A 3,187-nucleotide genomic window follows, 5' to 3' on the forward strand; every position below is an offset into this window, starting at 1 on the left:
GTCCCGCCCGTCCAGAAAGGAAGGGCGGGACGCCCATCCCACAACAACAATACATTGTAAGTTATTTAATTCTCATTCCTTATTAAAATTTGTTCTTTATATAAAAACCGTTTGAATTTTTTTAATTAAAATAAAAACTATTAATTTCTTTCAGAAAATGTTGGAAAATTTATCGATTCCCAAGACTCTTGCCTCACACGACCGGCCATCGCAGCTAACTGCAAGCTCATAAAAGCATTCAAATCTTCCAAATCACACTTGGCGGAGGCAAAAATCTGCTGCATTTGATTTTCGGCTTCCAAACTCAGATATCCAGCGACAAGAGCTTGTTGTACAACTTCACGAATCCGCATAATCGAAATGTTCCTTACTAAATTTGAATGTGGTAAAAGCCAACTAATTACTAAGAGGAAGTTTTGGAGGCAGTCTCGCAAAAGACTTCCAATTCTTTGAGTTCGCGAGACTCTTGTTTCACCAAACCGGACATAACTGCTAGTTGCAAAGCCATAAAAGCATTTAAGTCTTCCAAGTCATACTTGGTGGTAGTTAACATCTGCCGCAGTTGATTTTCGGCTTCAATAGTTAGAGAACCGAGGATCAGAGCTTGTTGGGAGAGGTCGCGAATCAGTACCATAACACTTTTAAATTTTATTGGTTGAAATTTCAGTATCAACCGTTTTAACAGAATCCGCAGTGACGGCTATTGCTTGATGGATGTGACATTTTTAGGGGTCAGCCGTGACAGCCGGAGTCGCAGAGTGTGACTAGGTATTGGCACGGCGGTGACGGCGATCACGCGGGGGATGGGAGAGGACGATCCGGGGAGGGGGAGTGGGGGAGTGGCGGAATGCGATCGCGACAGAGTGGGAAAATCTTTCTTAAACATCTGACTGGTGATTAATGATTAATCGCTGATGACTACTGCTTTCTACCTTCAGAAGACGCTCAACGTCTATAATCAGCAAGTTAAATATTTACGGCAAGACATATGGAAGCAGCACATAACGATTTGCTACAACAAATAGCCCGACTATCGGAAACTTATGCTAATTTGGCCGATCGCCTTGGACAAGCAGCCAAACAACTCCAAGACTCGGGTCTTCCTCCCTCTGACAGCTTGCTGCAAGAAGTAGCCACCTACAGCCGCAACTTTGCCGCAGTCCAAAAACAAGCTATCGAACTCAACAAATCCGCGATCGCGCCGGGGGAAATTGCTTCCCTCAAAGACATTCAAAACTTAGTCCAAACTGCCGCAGCTTCCGAAGGTAAAGCAGAAATTCGCGACGCGGCTTTGAAAGTGATCGATCGAATATTGGCGATCGCCCACCGCGAACAAAGCGACTTCGCGCCCTTACAATCAGTTCATGCCAGAGCCCGCGAACTGCAGCGCGCAATTTCCGAATCAACCCCAACTCAACTGCATTCCGACGCAGAATCTTTAGTCAGCGGCAAACACCCAGTTGCAGCAGTGCTCGCCCTGGTGGAACAGCAAGACAAATTAGACGACGAACAGTGGGTTTTTCTTGAAGAAACAGTCAGCGCCGCTTTTGGCAAACAAATAGCCGTCGCCATTTCCAGAGGCAAATTAACCATTGCTGAGATGGTAAAAGCAGCACCTGCAAAAGTCGAACCCGCATTTAAACCAGCGCCAGAACCAAAAATCAGCGCCGAACCTTTGCCAGAAGTGATTATCATCCCGTCGGGAAATGTGGCACCCAAACAAGTTGCAGTGGCGCCACAGATCCAGATTTTGGAATCCCCCGCACCTTCAGTCCCGATGCACGAGGTAATTATTGTTCCCAGCGTGGAAGTACCTCAGTCCCTCCAGACAACCGGTTCGGGGAACATTGTCTTTGGGGCACCTCGGGAGATTCAACAAGTGCCAGTAGAGGGCGCTTTGGGAATCAAAGTTTTGGTGCACATTCAAGGAATTGGCGATCGAACTTTCGGTGCTCAAGAATACGCAGGTAGTAAGGGTCGGGGGCTCCGCGTCGAAGGATTTCAAATTAATATCGATCCGCCAATTCCCGGCTTAAATGTCGAGTACATGGCTCACGTCGAAGGTGTTGGCGATACTCCTTGGATCGGCCAAGGAGAATTGGCAGGTTTTCGGGGTCAAGCGAAACGAATTGAGGGATTTGCGGTGCGGTTGAACGGGCCGCAAGCTGATAAGTACGACGTATTTTATAGCGCTCACATTCAGAATATCGGCGACACCGACGTGTCCTCCAACGGTGAATATTGCGGCACTCGCGGCAAAGCTTTGAGAATCGAGGGCATCAAAGTTTGGATCGCGCCGTCTGCGAGTTCCCAAACAGCGACACCTGTGGGTTTAAAAGTGTTGGCGCACATTCAAGGAATTGGCGATCGAACTTTTAGCGATCGAGAATATGCAGGCACACGCGCTCAAGGCCGCCGCGTCGAAGGATTTCAAATTAAAATAGAGCCTCCCGTTCCCGGTTTAAATTTGCAGTACATGGCTCACGTTGAAGGAGTTGGCGATACTGCTTGGATCTCGGAAGGCGAGTTAGCCGGTTTCCGGGGCCAAGCCAAGCGCATTGAGGGATTTGCCGCGCGGCTGACTGGCCCGCAAGCTGATAAGTACGACGTATTTTACAGCGCTCACATTCAAAATGTGGGCGATACTCCTGTTGCTTCTAACGGTCAATATTGCGGCACTCGCGGCAAAGGTTTGAGGGTTGAGGGGATGACGGTTTGGGTTGAAGCTAAGGGGTAATAACGAGCGATGAATGGAAAATTTTAATTTGCATTTTCCATTCATTAAATACTCGAATAATTAGGGTGCGTCTATTCAGATTATTTGCGCCGCAAACTAACAATCTCCAAGCTGATGCACCGCTAGATAATATCATGTTCGGCTAATCACAAGGCAATTGTTCGCGCTCGTGTCGCAATCTCAGATGGTGGCGATTGCTTCGCTTCACGGAGTGCGTTTCGCTCGCAATGACAAATTCTAACTAATTTACCGGACATGATATAAATGGTGCGTCATAATTCGATTTTTCATACTTATTGAAAATCTATAATCTGACGCACCCTACCGCTGACGCACCAGCCAATAAACGGTGCGTCAGAACGATATTTTATACTTTGGCGTTGCTGAACTAGGGTATGATGAAGTTGTCCTCCGAGCGTCAAAAATCACACACATTTAAAAGCAATATTA

3 protein-coding genes are annotated in these 3,187 nt (G+C 47.1%); 1 reads left to right on the forward strand and 2 read right to left on the reverse strand.

The window, feature by feature from the left end:
• Positions 1-140: 140 nt before the first annotated feature.
• Both QUA99_RS32455 and QUA99_RS32460 read right to left on the reverse strand, forming a co-directional pair.
• Positions 141-356: a hypothetical protein gene (locus QUA99_RS32455; RefSeq protein WP_333245640.1), complete on the reverse strand. Its 216-nt coding sequence runs from the start codon at positions 354-356 to the stop codon at positions 141-143.
• Positions 357-403: 47 nt separating this feature from the next.
• Positions 404-634, reverse strand: a complete 231-nt coding sequence (locus QUA99_RS32460; protein ID WP_333245637.1) for a hypothetical protein — start codon at positions 632-634, stop codon at positions 404-406.
• 354 nt (positions 635-988) lie between these two features.
• Between QUA99_RS32460 and QUA99_RS32465 the strand changes: the two genes are divergently transcribed.
• Positions 989-2,737, forward strand: a complete 1,749-nt coding sequence (locus QUA99_RS32465; protein WP_333245635.1) for a hypothetical protein — start codon at positions 989-991, stop codon at positions 2,735-2,737.
• Positions 2,738-3,187 lie beyond the last annotated feature (450 nt).

It is taken from the genome of Microcoleus sp. F10-B2 (assembly GCF_036704965.1).
In the GTDB taxonomy this organism is placed as follows: Bacteria; Cyanobacteriota; Cyanobacteriia; order Cyanobacteriales; family Microcoleaceae; genus Microcoleus.